This is a genomic window from Devosia sp. Root635, assembly GCF_001427605.1.
Taxonomy (GTDB): Bacteria; Pseudomonadota; Alphaproteobacteria; order Rhizobiales; family Devosiaceae; genus Devosia.
Genome location: NZ_LMGZ01000003.1, coordinates 88,602 through 110,268, shown reverse-complemented (window position 1 = coordinate 110,268; position 21,667 = coordinate 88,602). Strand labels below are relative to the sequence as shown.

Annotated in this window: 20 protein-coding genes and 1 tRNA gene; 14 read left to right on the top strand and 7 right to left on the bottom strand. The window is 64.6% G+C overall.

Going from position 1 to position 21,667, the window contains the following annotated elements:
- Nucleotides 1-7 precede the first annotated feature (7 nt).
- Nucleotides 8-1,489 (top strand): DHA2 family efflux MFS transporter permease subunit, encoded by a 1,482-nt coding sequence (locus ASD80_RS03170; RefSeq protein WP_156460304.1) that lies wholly within the window; start codon nt 8-10, stop codon nt 1,487-1,489.
- 52 nt (nt 1,490-1,541) lie between these two features.
- Here ASD80_RS03170 and ASD80_RS03165 read toward each other — a convergent pair whose 3' ends face one another.
- Nucleotides 1,542-2,207 carry an outer membrane protein gene (locus tag ASD80_RS03165; RefSeq protein WP_082555021.1) on the bottom strand — a complete coding sequence of 222 codons (666 nt, stop codon included), beginning with the start codon at nt 2,205-2,207 and terminating at the stop codon, nt 1,542-1,544.
- A gap of 136 nt (nt 2,208-2,343) precedes the next feature.
- A complete protein-coding gene (argB, locus tag ASD80_RS03160) occupies nt 2,344-3,243 on the bottom strand; it encodes an acetylglutamate kinase (protein ID WP_056228839.1) in 900 nt (299 codons plus the stop codon).
- Between the two features lie 200 nt (nt 3,244-3,443).
- Between argB and ASD80_RS03155 the strand changes: the two genes are divergently transcribed.
- The 6 genes from ASD80_RS03155 (at nt 3,444) to ASD80_RS03130 (ending at nt 7,442) form a co-directional block, all read left to right on the top strand.
- Entirely contained in the window at nt 3,444-3,995 is a 552-nt protein-coding gene (locus ASD80_RS03155) for a sigma-70 family RNA polymerase sigma factor (protein WP_056228838.1), read from the top strand.
- A complete protein-coding gene (locus ASD80_RS03150) occupies nt 3,992-4,711 on the top strand; it encodes an anti-sigma factor domain-containing protein (RefSeq protein WP_056228834.1) in 720 nt (239 codons plus the stop codon). The genes ASD80_RS03155 and ASD80_RS03150 overlap by 4 nt, the downstream gene beginning before the upstream one ends.
- A gap of 253 nt (nt 4,712-4,964) precedes the next feature.
- Complete coding sequence (locus ASD80_RS03145; protein ID WP_056228833.1) at nt 4,965-5,528, top strand: fasciclin domain-containing protein; 564 nt, start codon at nt 4,965-4,967, stop codon at nt 5,526-5,528.
- A 183-nt stretch (nt 5,529-5,711) separates the two neighbouring features.
- Nucleotides 5,712-6,215, top strand: coding sequence for a peptide-methionine (R)-S-oxide reductase MsrB (gene msrB, locus ASD80_RS03140; RefSeq protein ID WP_056228827.1), 504 nt, complete (start codon nt 5,712-5,714; stop codon nt 6,213-6,215).
- A gap of 122 nt (nt 6,216-6,337) precedes the next feature.
- Entirely contained in the window at nt 6,338-7,045 is a 708-nt protein-coding gene (locus ASD80_RS03135) for a glutamine amidotransferase-related protein (RefSeq protein ID WP_056228824.1), read from the top strand.
- A gap of 1 nt (nt 7,046) precedes the next feature.
- On the top strand, nt 7,047-7,442 hold the full coding sequence (locus ASD80_RS03130; protein ID WP_056228821.1) for a DUF1801 domain-containing protein: 396 nt from the start codon (nt 7,047-7,049) through the stop codon (nt 7,440-7,442).
- Between the two features lie 39 nt (nt 7,443-7,481).
- Here the strand turns inward: ASD80_RS03130 and yihA are convergent, their stop codons facing one another.
- From yihA to rpmH, 4 genes are all read right to left on the bottom strand, one after another.
- The gene (gene yihA / locus ASD80_RS03125; protein ID WP_056228818.1) at nt 7,482-8,126 is read right to left on the bottom strand and encodes a ribosome biogenesis GTP-binding protein YihA/YsxC; all 645 of its coding nucleotides are present in this window, start codon (nt 8,124-8,126) and stop codon (nt 7,482-7,484) included.
- Between the two features lie 179 nt (nt 8,127-8,305).
- A complete protein-coding gene (yidC, locus tag ASD80_RS03120) occupies nt 8,306-10,138 on the bottom strand; it encodes a membrane protein insertase YidC (protein WP_056228816.1) in 1,833 nt (610 codons plus the stop codon).
- Nucleotides 10,138-10,530, bottom strand: a complete 393-nt coding sequence (gene rnpA, locus ASD80_RS03115) for a ribonuclease P protein component (RefSeq protein WP_244488925.1) — start codon at nt 10,528-10,530, stop codon at nt 10,138-10,140. The genes yidC and rnpA overlap by 1 nt, the downstream gene beginning before the upstream one ends.
- 23 nt (nt 10,531-10,553) lie before the next feature.
- On the bottom strand, nt 10,554-10,688 hold the full coding sequence (gene rpmH, locus ASD80_RS03110) for a 50S ribosomal protein L34 (protein ID WP_056228810.1): 135 nt from the start codon (nt 10,686-10,688) through the stop codon (nt 10,554-10,556).
- A gap of 230 nt (nt 10,689-10,918) precedes the next feature.
- Here rpmH and ASD80_RS03105 point away from each other — a divergent pair, with 230 nt between their 5' ends.
- From ASD80_RS03105 to ASD80_RS03075, 7 genes are all read left to right on the top strand, one after another.
- Complete coding sequence (locus ASD80_RS03105) at nt 10,919-12,343, top strand: FAD-dependent oxidoreductase (protein WP_056228808.1); 1,425 nt, start codon at nt 10,919-10,921, stop codon at nt 12,341-12,343.
- A gap of 57 nt (nt 12,344-12,400) precedes the next feature.
- Complete coding sequence (locus tag ASD80_RS03100) at nt 12,401-13,825, top strand: sensor histidine kinase (protein ID WP_056228807.1); 1,425 nt, start codon at nt 12,401-12,403, stop codon at nt 13,823-13,825.
- A 129-nt stretch (nt 13,826-13,954) separates the two neighbouring features.
- A tRNA-Arg gene (locus ASD80_RS03095) sits at nt 13,955-14,031 on the top strand.
- Nucleotides 14,032-14,347: 316 nt separating this feature from the next.
- Nucleotides 14,348-15,343, top strand: a complete 996-nt coding sequence (locus tag ASD80_RS03090) for a hypothetical protein (protein ID WP_056228804.1) — start codon at nt 14,348-14,350, stop codon at nt 15,341-15,343.
- Nucleotides 15,344-15,472: 129 nt separating this feature from the next.
- Nucleotides 15,473-17,164: an alpha/beta fold hydrolase gene (locus tag ASD80_RS03085; protein WP_056228801.1), complete on the top strand. Its 1,692-nt coding sequence runs from the start codon at nt 15,473-15,475 to the stop codon at nt 17,162-17,164.
- A gap of 86 nt (nt 17,165-17,250) precedes the next feature.
- Nucleotides 17,251-19,473: a vWA domain-containing protein gene (locus ASD80_RS03080; RefSeq protein ID WP_056228799.1), complete on the top strand. Its 2,223-nt coding sequence runs from the start codon at nt 17,251-17,253 to the stop codon at nt 19,471-19,473.
- Between the two features lie 4 nt (nt 19,474-19,477).
- Nucleotides 19,478-20,197 (top strand): hypothetical protein, encoded by a 720-nt coding sequence (locus tag ASD80_RS03075; protein WP_056228796.1) that lies wholly within the window; start codon nt 19,478-19,480, stop codon nt 20,195-20,197.
- Nucleotides 20,198-20,596: 399 nt separating this feature from the next.
- On the opposite strand, the gene ASD80_RS03070 is transcribed toward ASD80_RS03075, so the two are convergent.
- On the bottom strand, nt 20,597-21,655 hold the full coding sequence (locus ASD80_RS03070; RefSeq protein WP_056228789.1) for a tartrate dehydrogenase: 1,059 nt from the start codon (nt 21,653-21,655) through the stop codon (nt 20,597-20,599).
- Nucleotides 21,656-21,667: the final 12 nt, after the last annotated feature.

The window sequence follows — 21,667 nt, the reverse complement described above, 5'->3', positions numbered from 1 at the left end:
GTATCCGATGTCCAACCGCAATCCAGGGGCCGATGCCCCGCCCGATCCGCGCCGCTGGCTGGCGCTGTTCGTGCTGCTCATCGCCAATTTCATGAACCTGATCGACGTGACCATAGTCAACGTCGCGCTGCCCTCGATGCGCGATGGCCTGGGGGCCACCGACAGCCAGATCGAATGGGTCATCGCCGCCTATATCCTGGCCTTCGCGCTGGGCCTGCTGCCCTTCGGCCGCCTGGGCGATATCGTGGGCCGCACCACGCTGTTCCTATGGGGCGTGGCCGGCTTCACCGCCGCGTCAGCCCTGTGCGGGTTGGCGCCCAATATCGAATTCCTCATCGCGGCCCGCGTCATCCAGGGCCTGGCCGGCGCCATGATGACGCCGCAGGTGCTGGCCATCGCCACCGTCACCTTCCCCTCCCATGAGCGCAGCCAGGCCTTTTCGCTGTTCGGCCTGTCGGCCGGCCTCGCCTCGGTCTGCGGCCCCATCCTGGGCGGCGTGCTGATCTCGGCCAATCTGTTCGGTCTCGACTGGCAGCCGATCTTCCTCGTCAATATTCCGATCGGCATCGCTGCGGTGGTCGCCGGCTGGTTCCTCATCCCGCGCCTACCGGGCCATGCCGCCCTGCGCAATGACTATGTCGGCATAGTCCTGTTCGGCCTCGGCATTGTCGCGGTGGTTTTCCCCATCGTCGAAGGTCGCGCCTATGGCTGGCCGCTCTGGGCTTTCGCCATGATCGCTGCCGGTATTGTGCTGCTGGCCGCCTTCGTGCTGTGGACGCGCGGTCGCGCCGCTGCCGGCGCATCGCAATTGCTGAATTTCGACCTCATCACCAACCGGCAGTTCATGTTCGGCGCACTCGTCGTCACCATCTATGCCTCGGGCATTCCCGGCTTCTTCATGGTGATTTCCCTGCTGTTGCAAGGCGGCTTCGACTTCACCCCGCTGCAATCGGGCCTGACCAATACGCCTTTCTCGGTGGGCGTGCTGATCGCCTCGGGCATCGCCGCGCGCTTCGGCGCCAACTACCTGCGCTCCCGGCTGGCCATTGCCGGCGCCCTGCTGTCCCTGGGCATCCTCTGGCTGCATTTCTACATTGCCGGGGTGACCGACAGCATCGATTCATGGGCCTTCCTGCCGCCGCTGCTGATTGCCGGCATCGGCCTGGGCCTGGGTTTCTCCTCGCTGTTCCAGCTCGTGCTGGCCAATGTGCCGCCGCGCGACGCCGGGGCCGGCTCGGGGGCGCTGCAGGCTTTCCAGCAGGTGGCTGGCGCGCTGGGCGTCGCCATCATCGGGGAAATCTTCTTCACCAATCTCGGCAATGGCTTTGCCGGCGGCGCAACGCCTCATGCGGCCTTTGCCGAGGCGTCGAGCCTGGCGCTCTGGTACGTGGTGGGCAGCTTTGCCCTGGTCCTGCTGCTGTCGCCCTTCTTCAAGGGCCCCAGGCGCGGGCAGGGCGCTTCCGTCCAGCCGGTGCTGGTCGAAGCCTAGTAATGCAAAGGCCGCCCCGCGGGGCGGCCTTTTTGATTTTCGGGGATGGTGTCTAGAACTTCCAGGCGAGACCGGCGCGCACCACGACGTCGCTGGGCTCGCTGGTGCCGCCGCCGACCACCGGCACGGTGTTGACGCCATAATGGGTCCAGGTGGCGTTGAGGCGCGCCATGACATTGCTGGTGACCATCATGTCGACGCCCAAGCCAAGCTGGAAGCCGCCGGCGGTATATTTCGCGTCAGGGTTGCCATAGCCGGGGCTGAGGTCGAAATGCGCCCAGGAATAGCCCACCGTGCCATAGGCCAGCACATTGGGGGCCACCGGGTAGCCCAGCGTGGCGCGCACGGCCGCATCCCACTTGATGGCGCCGTAATTGACGGCATTCCACAGATATTCGGTGGCGACGTTGTTCGCTTCGGCATCGATGCCGAGCACGAACCAGTCGTTGATCGTGTAGCGGTAGCCCGCGAAGACGCCGGCATTGCCGCCGATATCGCCCAGCAACTGTTCGACGCCGACCACGCCGCCAATCTCGTGGGTCTTGGTGGCGACGAGGCTGCCCTGTGCACCGACATAAAAGCCGTCCCAGGCCGAATAGCCCGGCTGATACATGCCGCTGGTGACGACGGGCGCCACCATGGACTGGGCCTGTGCCGCCATGGTCGAACCGAGCACGGCAATAGCGGCCACTGCCGCCAACTTCATTTCGCTACGCATCACAAAAGCCCCCGCAACTGATGGCTAAAATTTGCCACGACTTGTCCGGACCGGACTAGGGCAGATGCGCCACAGCCCGGTCAAATCGACCGAGCTGTGCCAAATGGTTAGCAAAGCGTCAATGCGGCGGGCTGGCCTACCGCACGATCAGCGTGCCTGCGCCGAATTCGGTGAACAGCTCGACCAGCACCACATGGGGCATCTTGCCGTTGAGGATCACCACGCCCTCCACGCCATTGTCGAGCGCTTCGAGACAGGTTTCGACCTTGGGAATCATGCCGCCCGAAATCGTGCCATCGGCGATCAGTTCCTTGGCCTCGCGCACGCTGAGTTCGGGGATCAGCTTGCCGTCGCTGTCGAGCACGCCCGGTACGTCGGTGAGGAACAGCAGGCGCTTGGCGCCGAGCGAGCCGGCAATCGCGCCGGCAAAGGTATCGGCGTTGATATTGTAGGTATTGCCATCGCGGCCCGGTGCCACCGGGGCGATGACCGGGATCATCTCGGAGCGCGCCAGCAGGTCGAGCAGGGTGCGGTCGACCTCGATGGGCTCGCCGACAAAGCCAAGATCGAGCACCTTTTCGATATTGGACGTGGGATCCTTCATGGTCTTGATGGCCTTGCGGGCGAAGACCATGTTGCCGTCCTTGCCGCAGAGGCCGATGGCCCATTCGCCCTCGGCATTGATCAGCGCCACGATTTCCTTGTTGATGGAGCCGGCCAGCACCATCTCGACCACTTCCATGGTCCGCGCATCGGTGACGCGCAGCCCGCCCTCGAACTTGGATTCGATGCCCAGATTCTTGAGCATGGAGGCGATCTGCGGCCCGCCGCCATGCACCACGATCGGATTGACCTTGGACTGCTTGAGCAGCGCGATGTCGCGGGCAAAGGCCTGGCCGAGCTTGAGGTCGCCCATGGCATGGCCACCATATTTCACCACGACGGTCTTGCCCTCGTAGCGCTGCATATAGGGCAGGGCCTGCGCGAGGATCCCCGCATCGTGGCTGAACCGGTCGGTCGAAGGCTGATCAGTCATGGACGGACCCATTCTATTGGCAAGGAGGCGCTGAAAAGACCGCAACGGGTCTAGAACATCAATGGGCAAAGGAAAAGACGGTTCTGTGGCATTTGCGCATTGATCCATTTTGCGGTTTGTTGCGTTGTGATGCTGCCAGACGTCGCACCGGGCAAGGGGCGGGTCTGGCAGGGCTCGGGAGGCCAGCACCATCGATGTCTATGCAGACGACGACTCCATCTCAGGACATCGCCGACCTCATCGCCCGCTGCGCCCTGCGCGACCGGGTCGCGTTTCGTTCACTTTACGAGCGGACCAGCGCGAAACTCTTCGGGGTGACGCTGCGTATCTTGAAGGACCGTTCGGAGGCCGAAGAGGCCATTCAGGAAATCTACGTGAAGATCTGGCAGCGCGCCGACCGTTACGTGGCCGGCAATACCAGCCCGATAAGCTGGCTCGTTGCCGTCGCGCGCAACCATTCGCTCGACATCCTGAGGGCCCGTCGCCCGGCCGCCGACGATATCGATGTGGCGCTGGAAATCCCCGATAGCGGTCCGACCCCGGAACGCGCTGCCGAGGATAATGAGGAAAAGGGCCGCATCGAGCAATGCCTCGGCACGCTCGAACCCGATCGTGCCGCCGCCGTGCGCGGCGCCTATCTCGATGGCTACAGCTACGAGGAACTGGCGAGCCGCTTCGCGGTGCCCTTGAACACGATGCGGACCTGGCTGCGCCGGAGCCTCATCAAATTGAAAGACTGTCTGACGACATGAGCACCAGCGACGGCATCGGCCAGGACCACGAGGGGCATAACGCCCTGGTTGCCGAATATGTGCTCGGCCTGCTCTCGGCCAGCGAGCATGACCGCATCGGCCGGCTGATCGAAGCAGACCAGACGCTGCGTGCCGAGCGGGATTTCTGGGTGTCGCGCTTTGCCGCCCTCAATGCCGAATATGAGGAAACCCCGGTCCCTGCCCACCTTTATGCCGCTATCGAGGCCCGCGCCTTTGGCGACCTGGTGCGGCCGCGCGCAACCGCGTCCTTCTGGGAGAGCCTGATGGTCTGGCGGTCCATTGCCGCCGGCGCACTGGCCGTGGCCGTCGCCGCCATAGGCTTCAACCTCATGCAGCCGGCGCCCGATGTGAGCGCGCTCACCACCCAACTCGTCGCCGCGCTCGAAGAAGAAGGCAGTGACGTCAAATTCGTCGCGCTCTATGACGGCAGCGGCAATGTGCGGCTGACCGCCCTGTCCGGCGCCGATGTGCCGGATCGCGATTTCGAACTCTGGGCCATCCAGGGCGACCATGCGCCGATCTCTATGGGGGTCATCCCGGTCAATGAGCGCAGCGCCGTCGCCATCTCGCCCGAAGTCATGGCCGGCTGGGGCGAGGGCTCCGTCCTGGCCATCACGCTCGAACCCGAGGGCGGCTCGCCCAGCGGCTCGCCCACCGGCCCGATCGTCGCCAAGGGCGCCGTTACGAAAATCTAGGCTGGCTGGCACCGGTCCCTTGATCGGACAACCCACCCCCTCCATCGTTATTGCCCGGCTTGTCCGGGCAATCCACGCAGTGACGACGGGGCGATCGGCTGGCGCCCGGTCCCTACGCAACCCGGCCCGATAAAGTTTCACCCCGAAGGTGAAATAAACCCCTGAAACTGCCGAAACTGTAGCCCCCACGGCATCCGTTCCTTCCCATGTCCCCGCCGAACAAGGGGAACGAAACACAGGAAGGAACGACCAAATGAATTTCCGCACCCTCACGCTCGCTGCCATGCTCTCGGTCTCCGCTCTTTCGGGCGCTGCCTTTGCCCAGGACAATCCGATGGTTGGCGGTGCCGCCATGTTCGCCGACAAGAACATCATCGAAAACGCCGTGAACTCGGCTGACCACACCACCCTGGTCGCCGCCGTCAAGGCTGCCGGCCTGGTCGAGACGCTGTCGGGCGAAGGCCCGTTCACCGTGCTGGCTCCCGTCAATGCTGCCTTCGACGCCCTGCCGGAAGGTACGGTGGAAACGCTGCTGAAGCCGGAAAACAAGGAAATGCTGTCAACGATCCTGGCTTGCCATGTGATCCCGGCCAAGGCGCTGTCGACTGACATTGTCGGCATGGTCGAAGCCGATGGCGGCGAGCATGTCGTGGACACCGTCGGTGGCTGCAAGCTGACCCTCAAGGCAGCGGACGGCAAGGTCACCGTGACTGACGAGAACGGCACGGTTGCCAATGTCACCATCCCCGACGTGATCCAGTCCAATGGCGTGATCCATGTGATCGATGCCGTGCTGACGCCCAAGTCGGCAATGTAACCAAAAGAGGCACCAGTTCGAATGGTGCCCATAGAGAGGCCGCACACGGTGGCCTCTCACCATAACTTGACGTGTCATTGCCTTGCCCGAGGTTTTACAATGACCGTCGGCTCAGCCCCGCGCCGCCGCCCGCATCCCTCCTGCGGTCCCGGGCGCGGGGTACCTGCTGAAAGGGATAGAGAAATGGCTGTCATCGATCGTCGTAACCTGTTGCTGGGCGGTACCGCCATCGCCGCTCTCGCCGCCTTTGCCTGGCTGCGCCCCATGGGCGCGCCGGCCGCCGCCGAGGGTGATTTTCCCTACAAGCTGACCGAGGCGGAGTGGCGCGCCAAGCTCTCGCCCGACGCCTATTACATCCTGCGCGAGGAAGGCACCGAGCGCGCATTCACCTCGCCCTTGCTCGATGAGCACCGCGACGGAATTTTCGCCTGCGCCGGTTGCGACCAGCCCCTGTTCGAGTCCGAGACCAAGTTTGAAAGCGGCACCGGCTGGCCCAGCTTCTACACCTTCATCCCCGGCGCCATCGGCACCAATGTCGACAGCACGTTCGGCATGACCCGCACCGAGGTCCATTGCTCCAATTGCGGTGGCCATCAGGGCCACGTCTTCGAAGACGGCCCCCCGCCCACCGGCCTGCGCTACTGCATCGATGGCCTGGCGCTGCAGTTCATTCCCAAAGCGGCCTGATTCGATCCGGACGCCGCCAACAGCCACAATGATATCCCCGCGAAAGCGGGGATATCTGTTTGCAGCAAAGAAACGGCGGTTCCTGCTTTCGCGGGCATGAACCGGTGGGATATATGTGTCCCATGAAACTCACCATCATCCAGACCGGCGAAGTGCCAGTGTCGTTGCGCGACCGGTTCGGCCCCTATCGCAAGATGTTCGAGACCATGTTCGATGGCACCGGGCAGGGCTTTACCTATGACATGGTGGCGGTTTCCGATGGCGCGCCGTTTCCCGATCCGGCCACGCTGGAGGGCATCGTCATCACCGGCTCGGCCGCAGGCGTCTATGACGACTATGCCTGGCTCGACCCGCTGCGCGCCTTCATTCGCGATGCCTATGGCAGGCAGACCCCGATGCTCGGCGTCTGCTTCGGTCATCAGATCATGGCCGATGCCCTGGGCGGGGATGTGCGCAAGTCCGAAAAGGGCTGGGGCCTGGGCCGGCACAATTATGCCGTTGCGGCTCGTCCCGATTTCATGCGCGCTGCGCCTGCCGCGCTGGCCGTGGCCTGCTCGCACCAGGACCAGGTGATCACCCCGCCCGATGAGGCCGAGGTGATCCTGGCGTCCGATTTTACCCCCAATGCCGGACTGGCCTATCGAAACGGCGCGGCGCTGAGCTTCCAGCCGCATCCCGAATTCCTCGACGACTATACGCTGGCGCTGGCCGAGCTGCGCCGCGGCAAGGCGCCGGACAATGTGGTGGAAACCGCCATCTCCTCCATTGCCACGCCGTCCGACAGCGCTGACGTTGCGGGCTATATCGGACAGTTCTTTAGAGGACGCTGACATGGCCGTGGCGGAAAAGCTGTCAGCGGTGGACGCCTATCTCGATGGGCTCGAACACGGGCGCAAGGCGGAGATCGAGACGCTGCGCCGGCTGATCCTCGCCGCGGTGCCCGATCTCGTCGAGACCATCAAATGGAACGCTCCCAGTTTCGGGCCGGGGGAGGATGACCGCATCACCATGCGCCTCCATCCGGGCGACCGGCTGCAACTGATCCTGCATCGTGGCGCCAAGGCGGGAACCGATGATTTCTTCCGTTTTGAGGATCCGGACCGGCTTTTGTCCTGGGCCGCGCCTGATCGTGGCGTGGTGACGTTCAGGGATGCCGACGATCTCAGGGCCAAGTCGGCAGCGCTGGGCGAAGTGCTCAGGCGCTGGGTGGCCTGTACGACGCGGTAAGCGCCGCTTCACCTCTCCCTCTGGGGTGAGGTAGGAGTGTCAGCTCTCCAGCAGCATGGCGATTTCGGTGCGCAGTTCGCGCAGGCCCTCGCCCTTCTGGCTTGAAGTCAGCACCACATGCGGATGTGCCGCAGGACGCTTGAGGATGGCGGCCTTCGTCGCGGCGATGACCTTGGCGAGCTCGCCCGCCGAGGGCTTGTCGGATTTGGTCAGCACCACCTGGTAGCTCACCGCCGCCTTGTCGAGCTCGTTCATTACGGTCAGGTCATTGTCCTTGGGTCCGTGCCGGCCATCGACCAGCACATAGACGCGGCGCAAGGTGGCGCGGCCGGTGAGATATTGATGGATCAGCTTGGTCCACTGCCGCACCTTGTCCTCGGGCGCCTTGGCATAGCCATAGCCGGGCATATCGACGATGCGCAGGTTTTCGCTCTGGCTCTCGAAGATGTTGAGCTCCTGCGTGCGGCCGGGCGTATTGGAGGTTCGGGCCAGCGAGGACGTGCCGCAGAGCGCGTTGATCAGGCTCGACTTGCCCACATTGGAGCGGCCGGCAAAGGCGATCTCGACCTTATCCATGGGCGGCAGGTCGGCGATGCGCACGCAACCCTTGATGAACAGGAAAGGCCGCGCGAACAGCAGGCGGCCGCGCTCGATCATGTCGGGTGCGTAGTCGATATCGCTCATGGTGCTGCTCGCTTCAAAAGATTATCTCCGTTGCAACGAACATCTCGGTTCGGCGCCTCCCTCCCCCTTGAGGGGAGGGACCGAGGGAGGGGGTGGTTCAGTGGATCGCCGATGGACCCCCACCCCCGACCCCTCCCCTCAAGGGGGAGGGGAGGCCCTGCGCCTGGTTCAGTCTGAAGTCAGGACTTGGTGGGCTCACTCGCCTTCGGCTTGCGCTTGAAGGCATCGAGGATATTGCCGAGCAGGTTCACCTCGGCGCCATGGCGCTTCATGATGAAATACTGCTGGGTCACCGACAGCGTGTTGTTCCAGGCCCAGTAGATCACGAGGCCCGCCGGGAAGGTGCCCAGCATGAAGGTGAAGATAACAGGCATCCAGTTGAAGATCATCGCCTGGGTCGGGTCCGGCGGCGGCGGATTGAGCTTCATCTGCACCCACATGGTGATGCCCATGATGACCGGCCAGATGCCCAGATGCAGGAAGCTGCCGATGAAGGGCAGCACGGTCGGATCCCACGGGATCAGGCCGAACAGCGTGAAGATATTGGTCGGATCGGGCGCCGCCAGATCCTGGATCCAGCCGAAGAACGGCGCATGGCGCATGTCGAGGCTGATGAAGATAACGGTATAGAGCGAGAAGAAGACCGGGATCTGGATGAGGATCGGCCAGCATCCGCTGAGCGGATTGATCTTTTCCTTGCGGTAAAGCTCCATCATGGCCTGCTGCTGGGCCGGCCGGTCGTCCTTGAAGCGCTCCTGGATCGCCTTCATTTCCGGCTGCACGCGCCGCATCGCCGCCATCGAGGCGAAGGAGCGGCTGGCCAGCGGGAAGAAGATCGCCTTGACGATGACCGTCACGCACAGCACGGCGACGCCGAAATTGCCGATGATGCCGTAGAGGAAGCTCAGCAGGTAATACATCGGCTTGGTGATGAACGAGAACCAGCCCCAGTCGATCATCAGCTCCAGCCGGTCGAAGCCATAATCCGTCTGGTAGGCGGAGATGACGGCTTCTTCCTTGGCGCCGGCAAACAGGTAGCTCTCATGGGTCACGGTGGCGCCGGGGGCGACGGTGACCGGCGTCGTTTCCACGAAGCTGGTCTGGTAGTCGTCATAGCTGCCGGTATTCTTCCACGAGAACAGCGCGTTGATGGCGGCATCGGGCTTGGGCAGCACGGCCGTTGCCCAGTACTTGTCCGAGAAGCCGAGCCAGCCGGTGGTGTTGTCGAAGCGCGCCTGCTGGTCCTTCTGCAGGTCGGTATATTTCTTCGAGATCAGGTTGTTGCTGCCCAGCACGCCATGCGGGCCTTCATGCTGGATGAAGAAATTGGCCACCTTTGGCGTGCCATGCCGTGCGACGCGGGCATAGGGGAACAGTGCCACATCACTCGTGCCGGTATTCTCGATCGATTGGGTGACGGTGAAGAGGTAGTGCTCGTCCACCGAGAAGGTGCGGTGGAAGATCAGGCCCGCGCCATTGTCCCAGCGCAGGGTAACCGGCGTGTCGGCCGTGAGCGTGGTGGCCTCGCTTTCGACGGTCCAGACGCTCTTGCCATCGGGCACGGCAATCGTTGCGCCGGCGGCGGGCACCCAGCCCTGCTCGGCGAAATAGGCATTGGGCGCGCCGGCCGGCGTCAGCAGGGTGATGATCGGGGAGGCCGGATCGACCGTCTCGCGATATTGCTTCAGTTCGAGGTCATCGAGGCGGGCGCCGGTCAGGTTGATCGAGCCATGCAGGTCCTCGGTATCGATGACAACGCGGCTGGTCGCGGCAATGGCGGCGGCGCGGTCGGCATAGACGGCGCTGCCATCGGCGGCCGGGGCCATGGTGCCATCGGCGGAAACGGTGCTGGTGGGCGTTGCCAAGGCGGCTTCGGCCTGGGCCTGTTCGGCGGCGACCTGTGCCTGCTGCTGGGCGCGTTCCATTTGCGGTCCGGCCACGAAGAACTGCCAGCCGAACAGCACGACCATGCTGAGCACGATGGCCAGGATGATGTTGCGATTATTTTCCATTATCTTGGTTTCCGTGGGCCGCGGCCGGAAGATTGGCGCTCGTCGGGCGATCTGGGCTTGTGTACGCGCTCGATCAGCGCGCCCAGATCGTCGACCAGCTTGGTGAAGGGTTCGCCGAGCGCTTCCCGTCGTCCGACCAGCACATAGTCATGGTGAGCGACAAAGTCACGCGCGCATGCTGTCACAGCCGCGCGAAGGCGACGTTTTATGCGATTGCGCTCGGGGGAATTGCCGGTTTTCTTGGTGACGGTGAAGCCGATGCCGGGTTCGGCACTCTCGGCAGCAATCACCTGCAGCCCAAACGCAGAACGCCCGGCGCGATTGCCCCGGGCGGCCCGTTGAAACTGCGAACGCTTGATCAGCCGGCGCAAAGGCCTGGTCGGCTTTTCCACGGCCGTCATCCGGCCAGGCGGCCTTAGGCCGAGAGCTTCTTGCGGCCGGCGTTGCGGCGGCGATTCAGGATGATGCGACCGTCCTTGGTGGCCATACGGGCACGGAAACCGTGACGGCGGGCACGCACGAGCTTGGAGGGCTGGTATGTACGCTTCATGACATCAAACCGCGACAGGCGCGGTTCCTCTTATTGGCTCTGCTCAAAGCAAGAATTTCGGACACACATCAGGCGCCAGGCGCCAAGGGTGCGGGTTGGTGGGGTCTATAGGGAAAACGCCGACACAAGTCAACGCGCGCCGCACGACTTCCTTGTGTCTGGTGACCCGTTGTTTTCGTGGGCGTCTCGCCCCATAAAGTTCCCTTCACGCATTCTGGCCGCTGGCGGTAATGGCAGACACACTCAAACCCGATCTCTGCGTCATCGGCGGCGGCGCCCTCGCTATCGATCTGGCCTTGCAGGCGGCGCAAGGCGGCCTCGACGTCGTGCTGGTCGCCAGCGCCGCCACCGAGGCGGTCGATCCGCCCCAGGGGCAACTGCGGCGCGCGGCTTTTCTTGCCAGCGCTGCGCGGGCCCAGGCCATTCGTACCGGCGGCCAGGTCGGCCTCGACAATGCCGAGCCCAAGCCCAATTTCCGGGCCATCGGCGAACATGCCGCATCGGTGGCTGCTGCAACCGCCCCACGCGACGCCGATGAACGGTTGGCCGCCCTGGGCATTGCCGTGCTGAGCGGCGCGGCGCGCTTTACCGACCAGCGCAGCCTGAATTGCGGCGACACCGCCATCCGCGCCCGCCAGTTCGTGCTGGCCACTGGCGCCGCGCCGGTCATTCCCCCGCTGCCGGGGCTCGACGCGGTGCCCTATTTCACGCCCGATACCATCGCCGACAATATCCGCAAGCTCAGCCATCTCGTGGTCATTGGCGGCACGCCGGAAAGTCTTGAGCTGGCACAGGCCTACCGCCGGCTCGGCGCGATGGTGACCGTCGTGCCGCAGGGCGGAATGCTGCCCGGTTTTGAACCCGAACTGGTGGCCGTGCTCCTGCAGGCCCTGCGCGAGGAGGGGGTGGTGGTGCGCGACGATGCCGAGGTCACCGCAATCGTGCCGCGCAGCCAGGGCACCGGCGTTACCCTGCGCGCCGCCGGCGGCGAGGACAGCCTCGACGTTTCCCATGTGCTTGTCGCCATGGGCCGGGCGCCATTGCTGGATAGTGGGCTGCTCGACAAGCTGAAACTGCGTCGCGATCGGCTCCGTCCCGATCACCTGCTGGTCGGTCCCGACGGACAGACGTCCAGCGGCCGCATCAGCGCCATTGGCGGTGCGGCGGGTGAGCACCAGCCCCACGTGGCTGCCCGCCAGGTCAACCTGCTGGTCGAGCGTTTGCTGGGTCTGGGCAATGGTCGGCTCGATCCGCGGCATGTCCCGCTTTTCGTCGTCACCGAGCCGGCTTTGGCCCAGGTGGGTCTGGTCGCCGCCGGCAAGCCGCGCGCCGGCCATAACGTGCTGCGCGCCAATCTGGCCGAGACCGATGCTGCGCGCGCCGCCGGGCAGATGCAGGGCGCCGTCCGGCTGGTCACCACGCGCGGTGATGTCATTGTCGGCGCGGGAGCGATCGGAGCGGGTGCCGGCGAAATCGTCGCCATGCTGGCGCTGGCCATGGCCCGCGGCCTCAGGCTGGGCGATCTCGGACGCCTGGCCCTGCCGCAGCCCAGCGCGGCGGTGGCGCTGCTCGATCTGGCGGCCCGGCACCAGGCGCAGCAGCCCCGTCCGGGCTGGACCCGGCGCCTGTCTGGCCTGAGGCGTTTGCTGCCCTGACAAATCCCGCTGTCCGGGGGCTTACGCGCCGGGCGGCTTTCCCTATAATGATTTGAAATGACAGCCGAACGCAGCGTCCTGCCCGGCCGGTTCTCCGGCCTCTCGATCAAGCTCATCGCCACCATCATCGCGGTGATACTTCTGGTCGAGGTCGTCGTGTATCTGCCCTCGCTGGCCAGTTTCCGTGCCAACTGGCTCGACGACCGCTTGCGCGTTGGCGTGGTGGCGGCGCGCGTGCTCGACGCCGTGCCCGACGTCATGGCCCTGCCTCGCGAACTGACCGATCGCCTGCTGACCTCGGCTGGTGCCAATGCCATCGTCTATCGCCGCCAGGGTCAGAGCCAGCTCATCGAACTGGCCAGCCCCGTGCGGCCCGACCTGGTGGTTACCGCCGACATGCGCCAGGCCGACCTGATGACGCTGATCCTGGGCGCCATCGACGTGCTCTTCGCCACGCCCGACCGCACCCTGCGCATCGTCGGCCAGGGCGATCTCGACGATAGCCTCGTCGAGCTGCTGATGTCCGAGCGCCCGCTGCGCCAGGACATGCTGGCCTATTCCCGCCAGATCGGCATCGTCTCGCTGGCCATTGCCGCCGTGACCGCCGTGGCGCTCTACCTGCTCGCCAGCTACCTTTTCATCTATCCGGTGCGCCGGCTGACCCAGAACATGCTGGCCTTCCGCCAGGCGCCGGAAAATGCCAGCCTCATCATCACGCCGTCGCCGCGGCGTGACGAAATCGGCATTGTCGAGCGCGAACTGGCGGCGATGGAATCCGATCTCTTCTCCATGCTGCGCCAGCGCCGGCACCTGGCCGATCTCGGCCTGGCCGTCGCCAAGATCAACCACGACTTGCGCAATACCCTGACCTCGGCACAACTACTGTCCGACCAGGTGGCGACGCTCGACGATCCCAAGGTGCAGCGGCTGGCGCCGCGTCTTGTCACCACGCTGGACAAGGCCATCGGCTTTGCCCAGTCGGTGCTCGACTATGGCCGGGAAACTGCCGCGCCGCCGGTCATGGCGCCGGTGGCCATGGCGGCGCTGGTCGATGATGCCGCATTCGAGGCCCGGCTGGTCGGCCACCCCACGATCACCTTTGCCAATGGCACGCCTGAAGCGCTGGTGCTCAATGTCGATGCCGCCCAGCTGGGCCGCGTGCTGCTCAACCTGCTCAAGAATGCTCGCGAGGCGCTCGAAACGGCCAATGTCGCTGCCCCGGTCGTGTCGGTCACGGTGGTCGAGGGTGCCGATGCCATCACCCTCTCGGTCAGCGACAACGGCCCCGGCCTGCCGCCACGGGCCCGCGACAATCTGTTCGTCGCCTTCGAGGGCTCGGCCCGGGCCGGTGGCACCGGCCTCGGCCTCGCCATTGCCCGCGAAATTACCGAGGCCCATGGTGGCCGGCTGATGCTGATCGACCAACCCCAGGGAACCCGCTTCGACCTCATCCTGCCCGCCGCCCTGCTCGTCCACCCCTGAGCGCTCGCCACTGACGAAAAACTGTCACCAGCGCGCTTGCCAAGCCCGGATCACCCATGTATGGGTTGCCCCGCTTCAGGCCGAAGAGCACTTCGCCTCCGCCTGAAACCGCCGCCACCGCGGCAGTGCGCGCCCTTAGCTCAGCTGGATAGAGCACCAGACTACGAATCTGGGGGTCAGGAGTTCGAATCTCTTAGGGCGCGCCAAAGACCTGCCATTCAGAATAGAACTGCGAACTCTGAGGGCTTGGTGCCGCCTTTGGGCCTGCAGCGGATAGTCGGCTTTCCTACATGCGCGAGGCAACAACGGGCGTTGAGGGATTTGCCCGGCTGCCGGCAATCGATGCTCATATACCATTTTGGGCATGCACAGGTCTCAGCATTTGCTCTAGCCTCGAATCCGAAACGGCGCCCCCCGTGAAACGGGGGCAGTTGGCGCCCGGATAGACACTCCTTTCACAACGCTACAAGGGATCACCTGCATGCTCGAGTTTGCCGCCGCTTCGCCTCAGCGAGGCCGATAATGTGGGATTTCTCGGTTGCGCGCTCGCTGGGGCTCATGGGAAGGACCATGCCTTTTATTGTCCTGCGAATAGTCGTTTATTTCGGCATTGCGGCAGCCTATGTCATCGTGACTGGCGCGGGCGCAGGCATCGGCTGGGGAGTCGGCGCGTTTGGCGACGATGATTTCCAGGCATCCTCGGTCTTCTGGGGCGGAGCAGCCGGCTTCGGGCTGACCGCGGGCGTGCTCTATTTCCTGCGCGAATATATCCTTTACATCGTCAAGGCCGGCCACATAGCGGTGCTGGTCGAACTCCTCGACGGGCAGGCTCTGCCGGATGGCCGGTCGCAGGTCAATCACGCTACGGAGGTGGTCAGGCAGCGCTTTGGCGAAGCCAGCGTGCTGTTTGCCATCGACCAACTCGTCAAGGGTGTATTGGGGGCGATTACCGGCCTGATCCAGGGCATTGCTTCCTTCCTGCCCATTCCCGGACTGCAACAATTGACGGGCATATTGCGCGCCTTCCTCAACATAGCGGTCGGCTTTGTGGACGAGGTGATCCTGGCCTATGCCATCCGGACCGGCTCGACCAATCCCTGGCAGTCAGCGCGGACGGCACTGATCCTCTATGGCCAAAACTACCGGCCCATGCTCAAGAATGCGGCCTGGCTGACGCTGATCGTCTACGGCCTGTCATTCCTTGTCTTCCTGGTCATGCTGGCGCCCGCCGCAGCCCTGGTGTGGCTCATTCCCGGCGCCTGGTCGGCCGGCGGCTTCGTTTTTGCGCTGATCTTTGCATGGGCGGTCAAGGCGGCGCTGATCGAACCCTTCGCCATCACCTGCATGATGGATGTCTATTTCCGCACGATCGAAGGCCAGTCGCCCGATCCGGAATGGGATGCGAGGCTGTCGGGCCTGTCGAAAAAATTCAACACGATCAAGAACAAGGCGGCCGATTGGCGTCCAGCCCCTGCGCGTGCGAGTGGAGGGCTTTCCCAGCAGGACGGGACCATCTAGCGGAACGCGGCGCTACCCGAGCGTCGGAGCAACAACACTGATGCGCAATATCGCCAATGTCGCTTGCATTGGCATGACGGTTCGGCTTGAGTTCGTCGCAGCATGAAGCTGTAATCGGGCCGAATTCGCATGACGCGTGCAGAGTATAGTGACGGCCCGTCCGCCGACCTCGTTGCGGAAATACTCGACCTGCGCGAGCAAATCCGCGAGGGCGATCCCGGCACCGGGTTTCATGAACTTGTGGGTTCCCTGGCGGAGCGCTTCGAGCATCAGGATGATGCGCTGGCAACGCTTGCAGCGCGCTACCTGGCGCCGACACGGCACGCACTCAACCATTCGCTCATGGTTCGCAGGCTCGCCATCGAAGCCGCCGTGGACGCATCCGCCACCGCCGCTGTGGTATTGTCGCCAAGCGGGCTGGTGCTGGCAACGAACCCGGCCGCCGCAAGGGACTTTAGTCTCGGCCCAGGCGACACGATCAGCGCATTCGGGTTGGCCCGGGCGGATTATGCCGGCTTTGTCGATCGCTGCCGCAATGCCAATGGCGGCGCGTCCATGCTGCTGGGCGAGCAGGCTTCGAACCACCGGCGGCTGGTCCTGGCGGGGCGGCGGCTGGTCGAATGCGACGCTTATCTCCTCATGGTGGTCAGTTGGGCCTGGCCGGACGGGCTCATGGGCAATCTGCGCCAGGCCTTCGGGCTGACGGCACGCGAAAGCATCGTGCTCGATGCGATGATGTCGGGGCATGGCGCTGAAGACATCGCCGTGCGGGAGGGGCGTTCGCTGGGCACGATTCGCCAGCAGATCAAGGCCATTCTCGCCAAGCTTGGCGTGGGCACGCAGTCGCAGGCCGTAGCGCTGGTTGCCGCGGCCAGTTCCGCCTGGAGCCGCCTGCAGCAATCATTGTTGAGTAGTTCCTCGCGTCTCGACAGCCCGCTCGAATTGTCCACGATCAGCCATGGCGATCGCACGATCGGTGTCAGGACCTTCGGCCGCCATGATGGCTTGCCGCTGGTTCTCATTCATGGCGCTCTTTTCGGCATCGGTGAAACCGCGGCCGAGCGCTCCATTGCCAGCGCCGCCGGGCTTCGCATCCTGGCGGCGGAAAAGCCGGGATATGGCCGGACCGACATATCACCGGCGCGCGATCAGATCGAGGCGATGGCCCGCGATGTCCTGTTCATGATGGACCGGAACGGGGTCGAGCGCACCGTCCTGATCGCGCACGACATTGGAACCATCGTGGCCTTCCGGCTGGCGAGCCTGGCGCCGGAACGCGTCGCCGCAATCGTGGCCGCGCCGGCGACGCCGCCCATGCTGTCCTGGTCGCAGACGGCCGACATGCCGAAAGCACATCGCATCCATGCCTGGGCGGCCCAGCGCGTTCCCAAGCTGATGGACATGCTCGTCACGCTCGGGCTGGCGCAGGTGCATCGGCAGGGTGTGTCCATCCTGCCCGATCTCTTTTTCGGGGGCTGTGATTTCGACCGGGAAATCTGGGCCCAGCCGCACTATGCCACGGCCCTTGATGGTACCTATCGCCTGATTGCCGCGCAGGATGCGCGGGGCTTCCGCCAGGACATGCTGCTGACCAACCTGGACTGGACTGACTGGGGTAGCGGGGTGCCGGTGCCGGTGGACCTGCTGCACGGCGCCCGGAGCCGCACGGTGTCCCGGCAGGCGGTCGAGCATTTTGCCGACAGCCTGCCCGCCGGCCGGTTCTCCCTGGTTGCGGACGCTGGCCATACCTTGCCGCTGACTCATGCCGGGCTGATCTATGAGCGGGCGGCCGAGCATGCCGCGAAAGCCGGGCTCGCCTGACACGCGATCGCGCCTATACCAGTTGGTACATGCGGGCTCGCGCGCGGGCTTGGTAGTCTCCGCCTCCCACCGGAGGAGGTTGCTGCATGAGATGGATCGTTCTGGCCCTGGTTTTTGTCCTCGGCATGGGCATAACGCCCGGTTTGGCGCAGTCGCCGCGCACGATCATCGTCATGGACGGCTCCGGCTCCATGTGGGGCCAGATCGACGGCCGCCCCAAGCTCGAGATTGCCCGTGAAACCGTGGGCGAAGTACTCGCGCAGATCCCCGCGGAACAGGAAATCGGCCTGATCGCCTATGGCCACCGCGAAAAGGGCAATTGCGGCGACATAGAACTTATGGTGCCGCCCGCAGCGGGCACGGGCGCAGCGATCTCGCAAGCGGTCAACGCCATGCGGTTTCTCGGCAAGACGCCATTGTCCGACGCCGTGCGGCAGGCGGCCGGGGCGCTGCATTACACCGAAGATGCCGCGACGGTCGTCCTGGTGACCGACGGGCTGGAAACCTGCAGCGCCGATCCCTGTGCGCTGGCAACCGAGCTGGAACAGGCCGGCCTCAATTTCACGGCGCATGTCATCGGGTTGGGTCTCTCCCAGACCGAAAGCGCACAGGTATCCTGCCTCGCCAGCGGCACCGGCGGCCGCTACTTCGATGCGGCCGATGCCGATGGCCTCGCCGACGCCCTGCGAGAAAGCGTGACCGCCCCGCCGATGGCGGCAACGCCGCCGACGCAGCCCTTGCCGGAAGCGAGCCTGGACGCGCCGGCAACCGCGCTGGTCGGCCGGACGCTGGTGGTCGGCTGGACCGGCCCGGCCATGGAGCTCGACACGATCGAGATTGGCTTGCCGGGCGACCGTGAACGCTGGGCCTATGTGTATGTCATCGAAGGCGAGCCGGCCGAACTGCTGATGCCGGGCGAACCCGGCGACTATGAACTGCGCTACAAGTTCCGCGACCAGGTCGTCATCGCCACGCGCGCCATCGCGGTGACGGAAAGCGCAGTCACGCTGACCGCTCCCGATCAGGTTCTGGCGGGCAGCGAGGTCGCCATCGCCTGGATGGGGCCGGATGCGGACTATGACAATATCCAGATCGCCGAGCAGGGCAGCGACAGTTATCTCTCCTACGCCTATGTGCGGGATAACAACCCGGTGCTGATGACCATGCCCGACCAGCCGGGCCACTACGAACTGCGCTACAAGCTGGCCGATACCGAGGTGATTGCGACACGCGCCATCGAGGTGCTGCCCGCCAATGCCGTTCTCCCCCAGGTTCAGGTCGCGCCTGCGCCGGTCCCGGTCACGCTGGCCGCTGACATGGGCGATATGGGTTTCAATATCGTCTGGTCGGCCGTACCCGTTCCCGGTCAGGACCTGCCGCCGGAGGCCTGGGCCCTGTCCGAGGCGACGCCCGACCCGGTCAATGCGGACTTCCTGCCGGGCGAATATGACGTGCGGGGCGATGCCGGCGACCAGGTCTTTGGCGGGCGCATCCGGGTAGAGGCCGGGGCGGAAAACCACTTCACCATTCCCTATTCGGCCGAGCTCAGCCCGGCCGGTGAGGATGCGCCGGGCAGCGGTCCCGATGCGCCGGTGCCGGTAGAGATCATCGGTGTCTATGAAGGGGCGTTCAGCCGCTGGGCGGCCTTCCCAATCGGCGGACAGGACAGTCCCACGATTGAAAGCCCGGATAGCGCACCGGGCATCTGGCGGACCCAGCTTGATCCCGGCACCTGGCTCATCCGCGGGCGGCATGAGGGTGCGACCGGCGCCACCTATCTCGGCGTGCTGGAGGTTGCGGCCGGCATGGCCAATCCAGCCGTGATTGCCCAGCCGCGCTTCGGAACCACCCAGGCCGGCGGCAGCCGGGTCTGCGACGGCAATCTGCCCTGCTTCGTGCGCAACGACGAAACCGGATTGCAGCTCGGTCTGCCCATCGGCTGGAGCATGCAGCAGCCCGTTTTGTTGGCGACGGCGGCGGGGGTCGATAGCGGCGAGGTGTTCACGACATTCGAGCGCGCCGACAGCAACGAGACCATGATCGCACTCAATCCGCGCCAATGGGACGCCATGCTCGGTCCCTGCGAGGACATTCCCGCTGGCCGCCTGTGCCGCAGCGAAGCGATGGCGGCAGGGGACTTGCAGGCCTACGGCATCCTGCGCGCCACACTGGAACTGGGCCAGGCCGGGCCGGTTACCCAGGCGGCCTTGCCGAGCGATCTGGCGGGTCGCATTGAGGGCGTGGAACTGCCTGCGCCGGATGGCGTGAATCTGCTGGACCTGATCGCACCCCAACTGGCATCGGAGTAGGGCGATGCGGCTGCTGTTTGTCCTGGCGTTTCTCGCCGCTCTTCCCTCCTCGCCGGCATCGGCGCAACCGACCGGCGAAAAGCTGGTTGTCGCCAAATGCGATGGCGGTGGCTGCGTCTGCACCCTGACAGCATTGAACGCCGACGACCTGGTTTTCCTGCTCGGGCCGGACATTCCGGCCAATGCGGTCAGCATGACCTATGTCAGCAGCGGCGGAAAATCCTATCTCTCGCCGCTGAGCCCGGATCAGGTGCACCAAGCGGCAGGCGGTATCGGCCGCTGCGAGATCGTCCTGTTCGATTCCGTCCAGCCGCTGGATGGCGCCTGGACCGGTACGGTGCGGGTGCAGACCGTCACCGGATGCCCACCCCAGGTTGACGAGATGGTACGTCCGGTCGTGGCAGGCATGGTGATGCAAAGGCACGTGGCCTGGGGCGGTCGCTATGATCCGGCCAAACTCAGCGTCGGGGACAGTTCTACGCCGGTCCGGTGGTCGGAACGGTCGCCGGGGCAATTTGTAGGCCACCTGCAACTGGAGGCCAATCCGGTTCTGAGCGTGACCGGCGCGCTGACCTCGAGCCTGCTCACGCCGGAACGGGCCACGGCGTCGGTGCAGATACGAATTGCCGCGGCGAACGGCGCCAATGCCTCCGCCCTTGCTATGCTTGGCATGGCCGACTGCCGGACGACCGCAGTCTACGATTTCGTCCGCACGGGGTCCTAGGCTGAAGCTCTTCGATGACCGTGATCGGGCAGACGCCCCCCCTTTCAGAAGTTCGCAAAGCGGCGTGCATGACTGAATTGAGCGCCGGCCGTCGAATTATCGCTACGGCAAATTGCTGGATCACGAAGTGTGCTTTTTGGGTGGCAGAGCAGACAGGGCCACCGCAGATCGATTGAATTTATCGTTCGACTTCAATAAGATATGAGTTCGCAGTTTCATTCTGGCCGGTGTGCCATTTCCACGCATTCAGAATTGCCAACGCGTTGGCGCATTCCGCGTGCCAGGGCGAGCATACGTCTATGCTGGACGGGTGGAGCTTGGCCAAAGCGCGTAGATTCGCTCTATGCGCTTTAGCTCCTGTTTTTTGCGCATGTCTTGGCCCGGAAACGGGGGCCACCTTCAGACGGCTTCGGCTATGGCCGTGCCGCAGGTTGCGGTATCGGCCTGGCCGCCGAGGTCGCGGGTGCGCAGGCCGGGATCTTCCAGAACCTGCTCGATCGCCCGCACGATGGCCTGGCCGGCCTCGACATGGCCAAGATGGTCCAGCATCATCGCGCCAGCCCAGATCTGGCCGATTGGATTGGCGATGCCGCGGCCGGCAATATCGGGCGCCGAGCCATGCACCGGCTCGAAGAGCGAGGGGAACCTTCCTTCCGGATTGATATTGCCCGATGGGGCAATGCCGATGGTTCCCGTGCAGGCCGGACCCAGGTCGGACAGGATATCGCCGAAGAGATTGGAGGCGACGACGACGTCGAACCGGTCGGGTTTGAGCACGAAATGGGCGCAGAGAATATCGATATGGTATTTGTCCCAGCCAATGTCGGCAAATTCGGCTGCCATCGCCTCCACCCGGCTATCCCAATAGGGCATGGTGATGGAAATGCCGTTGGACTTGGTGGCCGAGGTCAGGTGTTTGCGCTCCCGCTTGCGCGCCAGTTCGAAGGCATAGCGCACGACCCGGTCGATGCCGATGCGGGTCATGACGGTTTCCTGCAGGGCAAATTCCCGCTCGGTCCCGGCGAACATGATCCCCCCGACCGACGAATATTCGCCTTCGGTATTCTCCCGGACCACGACGAAGTCGATGTCGCCGGCTTTCCGGCCCGCCAGCGGAGACGGCACGCCCGGCATCAGCCGGCAGGGCCGAAGATTGACATATTGATCGAATTCCCGGCGGAAACGGATCAGCGATCCCCACAGGGAAATGTGGTCCGGAACCCTGGCCGGGTCGCCCACGGCACCGAAAAAGATGGCATCGTGGGAGCCGATCTGGCTCTTCCAGTCGTCCGGCAGCATCTTGCCATGTTCGAGATAGTAGTCGCAGGACGCAAAGTCGAAGCTGTCGAAGCTCAGTTTCAGGTCGAACTTGCGGGCTGCGGCCTCCAATACCCGGATGCCCTCGGGCACGACCTCCCTGCCGATGCCGTCGCCCTCGATCACTGCTATTCTGGCCATTGCCGGCACCCC

Coding starts and splice junctions, on each gene's coding strand:
- ASD80_RS03170 (WP_156460304.1), top strand. CDS start 8: ATGTCCAACCGCAATCCAGGGGCCGATGCCCCGCCCGATCCGCGCCGC.
- ASD80_RS03165 (WP_082555021.1), bottom strand. CDS start 2,207: ATGCGTAGCGAAATGAAGTTGGCGGCAGTGGCCGCTATTGCCGTGCTC.
- argB (WP_056228839.1), bottom strand. CDS start 3,243: ATGACTGATCAGCCTTCGACCGACCGGTTCAGCCACGATGCGGGGATC.
- ASD80_RS03155 (WP_056228838.1), top strand. CDS start 3,444: ATGCAGACGACGACTCCATCTCAGGACATCGCCGACCTCATCGCCCGC.
- ASD80_RS03150 (WP_056228834.1), top strand. CDS start 3,992: ATGAGCACCAGCGACGGCATCGGCCAGGACCACGAGGGGCATAACGCC.
- ASD80_RS03145 (WP_056228833.1), top strand. CDS start 4,965: ATGAATTTCCGCACCCTCACGCTCGCTGCCATGCTCTCGGTCTCCGCT.
- msrB (WP_056228827.1), top strand. CDS start 5,712: ATGGCTGTCATCGATCGTCGTAACCTGTTGCTGGGCGGTACCGCCATC.
- ASD80_RS03135 (WP_056228824.1), top strand. CDS start 6,338: ATGAAACTCACCATCATCCAGACCGGCGAAGTGCCAGTGTCGTTGCGC.
- ASD80_RS03130 (WP_056228821.1), top strand. CDS start 7,047: ATGGCCGTGGCGGAAAAGCTGTCAGCGGTGGACGCCTATCTCGATGGG.
- yihA (WP_056228818.1), bottom strand. CDS start 8,126: ATGAGCGATATCGACTACGCACCCGACATGATCGAGCGCGGCCGCCTG.
- yidC (WP_056228816.1), bottom strand. CDS start 10,138: ATGGAAAATAATCGCAACATCATCCTGGCCATCGTGCTCAGCATGGTC.
- rpmH (WP_056228810.1), bottom strand. CDS start 10,688: ATGAAGCGTACATACCAGCCCTCCAAGCTCGTGCGTGCCCGCCGTCAC.
- ASD80_RS03105 (WP_056228808.1), top strand. CDS start 10,919: ATGGCAGACACACTCAAACCCGATCTCTGCGTCATCGGCGGCGGCGCC.
- ASD80_RS03100 (WP_056228807.1), top strand. CDS start 12,401: ATGACAGCCGAACGCAGCGTCCTGCCCGGCCGGTTCTCCGGCCTCTCG.
- ASD80_RS03090 (WP_056228804.1), top strand. CDS start 14,348: ATGTGGGATTTCTCGGTTGCGCGCTCGCTGGGGCTCATGGGAAGGACC.
- ASD80_RS03085 (WP_056228801.1), top strand. CDS start 15,473: ATGACGCGTGCAGAGTATAGTGACGGCCCGTCCGCCGACCTCGTTGCG.
- ASD80_RS03080 (WP_056228799.1), top strand. CDS start 17,251: ATGAGATGGATCGTTCTGGCCCTGGTTTTTGTCCTCGGCATGGGCATA.
- ASD80_RS03075 (WP_056228796.1), top strand. CDS start 19,478: ATGCGGCTGCTGTTTGTCCTGGCGTTTCTCGCCGCTCTTCCCTCCTCG.
- ASD80_RS03070 (WP_056228789.1), bottom strand. CDS start 21,655: ATGGCCAGAATAGCAGTGATCGAGGGCGACGGCATCGGCAGGGAGGTC.